Annotated in this window: 3 protein-coding genes; 1 reads left to right on the forward strand and 2 read right to left on the reverse strand. The window is 49.1% G+C overall.

Features of this window, described 5'->3' with window-relative positions; genetic code table 11:
- Positions 1-422: 422 nt before the first annotated feature.
- Positions 423-1,067 carry a type I-E CRISPR-associated protein Cas6/Cse3/CasE gene (gene cas6e, locus B5F27_RS16055; protein WP_087369047.1) on the forward strand — a complete coding sequence of 215 codons (645 nt, stop codon included), beginning with the start codon at positions 423-425 and terminating at the stop codon, positions 1,065-1,067.
- 532 nt (positions 1,068-1,599) lie between these two features.
- On the opposite strand, the gene B5F27_RS16060 is transcribed toward cas6e, so the two are convergent.
- Entirely contained in the window at positions 1,600-1,872 is a 273-nt protein-coding gene (locus B5F27_RS16060) for a helix-turn-helix transcriptional regulator (RefSeq protein WP_087369048.1), read from the reverse strand.
- Positions 1,873-1,931: 59 nt separating this feature from the next.
- Positions 1,932-2,357 (reverse strand): type II toxin-antitoxin system RelE/ParE family toxin, encoded by a 426-nt coding sequence (locus B5F27_RS16065; RefSeq protein ID WP_242962223.1) that lies wholly within the window; start codon positions 2,355-2,357, stop codon positions 1,932-1,934.
- Positions 2,358-2,713 lie beyond the last annotated feature (356 nt).

The following is a 2,713-nucleotide window of genomic DNA, read 5'->3' on the forward strand; positions in this document are numbered from 1 at the left end:
ACTTGGACCTTGCTTTATACCAGGCGTTTGCTGCCGTTACTTCTTCGGACTGTCGTAACTGGTTTGCTTGTGCCGGTTATTGTTGATATTTTATGGGGTTGCTCTAGGCCGTCGTTCCTGTCCGCCCACATTTCCGCTCTGTCTGGGAATCCGGGAGAATCTTGATCTGCTGCCCGCGCTAAAGCAAGAGCCTCCGCAGTTGCCCAGCTGGAGGAATCCTGCCTTCCCTTACCGGATCGTCCTGGATGCCTCTGTGCAGGAAGCAGGTGCCGCTCCGCGGCGGGACCTTGCGCTTTCATTTACCCCTATTCACCGGCAATTTGGTTATCGTCCAGTTCAAGAATTCTTCTGGACCCCACCGGTCAATTCCACCATGCCGGAAGAAACCATCCATGATCCCTTTGCAGAATTGAGGTGAAACAATGTATCTATCCCGTGTGGAATTGGATGAAACCCGTCACGCTACAATGCGTGCCCTTTCTGCTCCGCAAAAAATTCATGGTGCGGTGGAAAGCGCCTTTTTGGGCGAGAGACAGCGCCGTCTCTGGAGGCTGGATCGGTTGGGTGGGAAACTTTATCTCCTGCTACTCAGTGAACAAAAGCCCGACCTGGAAAGTATTTCCGCTCAGTTTGGCCCGGTTTCCGGAACATCAAATTTTGAAACGCGCAATTATACCCAGCTTTTAGAACAGATCGAGCCGGGCAGTGTTTGGCAGTTTCGGCTGACGGCAAATCCCACAAAAAGTTGTTCGGGACATAGCCCCTCCGAAGGGCGAGGGAAAGTTTTGGCACACTGTACAACATCTTATCAACAGCAATGGCTTTTGGAGCGAGCAGAAAAGCATGGATTCCGCCTGTCTGAGTCTTCCTTTATTGTAACTAACTCCCATTGGATTCGTTTTTCAAAACACGGCGATCCCGGACATCCTGTTTCTTTGCTCTCTGTAACCTATGAGGGAGTTCTGCAAGTAACCCAGCCAGAGCTTTTTTGTGCCATGCTTACCCATGGCATTGGTCGAGGCAAAGCCTATGGCCTGGGATTAATGACTGTGATTCATCGGAGGTGACACAACCTTTTCCCCGCATGCGCGGGGGTGATCCCTCGATGGTCTTGCCGTTGTTGGCGGGGATCGGCTTTTCCCCGCATACGCGGGGATGATCCCTTGCAATACTGCAGAGTTTCACGCCCGCCCGGCTTCTCCCCGCATGCGCGGGGGTGATCCTTTGACTACCTTTTGACTACTTTCTGCCTCAGGCTTTTCCCCGCATGCGCGGGGGTGATCCAGAAAGCGGCGTCGAAATCCCCAAAGAGTTTGACTTTTCCCCGCACGTGCGGGGGTGATCCCGGCAACGGCAACAACTATCCCATCGGTATGATCTTTTCCCTGCATACGCAGGGGTGATCCTAGCTACGGCGAGACCTACGACGAAGCAAAAGTCTTTTCCCCGCATACGCGGGGGTGATCCCTTTGAAATGTGGTAGTAGTCGGTCGAGGTGAGCTTTTCCCCGCATACGCGGGGGTGATTTAAAACCGCCAATTTCTGAAAAAAGCAGGTACAGAAAAGACCGCACCGGTTGCCCGATGCGGCCTCATACCATCACTCAAAGGTGATGTGCAGCGTCTTGCCCATGCAGGACGCCATTTTTTGCAGAAACTCCAACGAAGGGTTGGCATTCCCGTTTTCAAAGCGTGAGATGTTTGCTTGCTTGGTGCCCATCTTTTCAGCCAACTGTTTCTGGGTCAGTCCAGCAGCCTTCCGGCTGGCGATCGCAGCACGAATCACTTCGTACTGCGGTGCCAGGCGGTCATACTCTTCCTTTACTTCCGGGTTTTCTGCAAATACCTCCTTTTTGTAATCGCTGTACCTCATAAATGCACTCCTTTTACAATCTTCTTTACTCCTAATTAACTTTGGTATGAGATACACTTTTATGAATTCCGACGCTTGAAATCATCCATTCGGTTTTGTGCGGTTTCAATTTCCTGTGGCGGTGTCTTTTGTGTCTTTTTTACAAAGCCATGCAGAAGAACGATGGTATCGGCTTGCCAAGTGAAATAGAAAACACGGGAAATGTCAGAGGAAAAACGAATTCGCAGTTCCCAAATGTCTCCCTTGATATGCTTGACATAGGGTTCTTTCAGCGCATTGCCGAACTCTGCCAAAAGGTCTATTTCACGTAAAGCCTTGGCTTGATGTTTGGGCGGCAAACTACTTAAAAAGTCTGCTACCGGTTCATCGCCATCCGCAGTGGAATAAAGTTCTACTTCCCTTATTGGATCCCACCTCCCTGCAAAGCCTATTGGCCTGCTTTGCATTATTATTATATCAAATACGATATAACATGTCAATATCATATTTGATATGTAATCACCCCTATGCGCTGCCGGAACTTAACTATGGCGCCTTCATATAATTATCTTGACAACGTTCTCCCAAAGGCATTTTAAACACTGCTGGTTTGACAGCTATATAAAGAAACGTCATTTCATTTAATCTCAACAAGAAACTCTCTTGCGGCAATCTTTAGACAAGCAGCTGCGGGAGAGTTTTTCGCATGCACTGCTTGTAAAGCCTTTTATCTCATGATATGATAGTCGTATCATTTAGAGCAACCCCATAAAATATCAACAATAACCGGCACAAGCAAACCAGTTACGACAGTCCGAAGAAGTAACGGCAGCAAACGCCTGGTATAAAGCAAGGTCCAAGT

The organism is Faecalibacterium sp. An192, from assembly GCF_002160175.1.
In the GTDB taxonomy this organism is placed as follows: Bacteria; Bacillota; Clostridia; order Oscillospirales; family Ruminococcaceae; genus Faecalibacterium.

Coding starts and splice junctions, on each gene's coding strand:
- cas6e (WP_087369047.1), top strand. CDS start 423: ATGTATCTATCCCGTGTGGAATTGGATGAAACCCGTCACGCTACAATG.
- B5F27_RS16065 (WP_242962223.1), bottom strand. CDS start 2,357: ATGATATTGACATGTTATATCGTATTTGATATAATAATAATGCAAAGC.
- B5F27_RS16060 (WP_087369048.1), bottom strand. CDS start 1,872: ATGAGGTACAGCGATTACAAAAAGGAGGTATTTGCAGAAAACCCGGAA.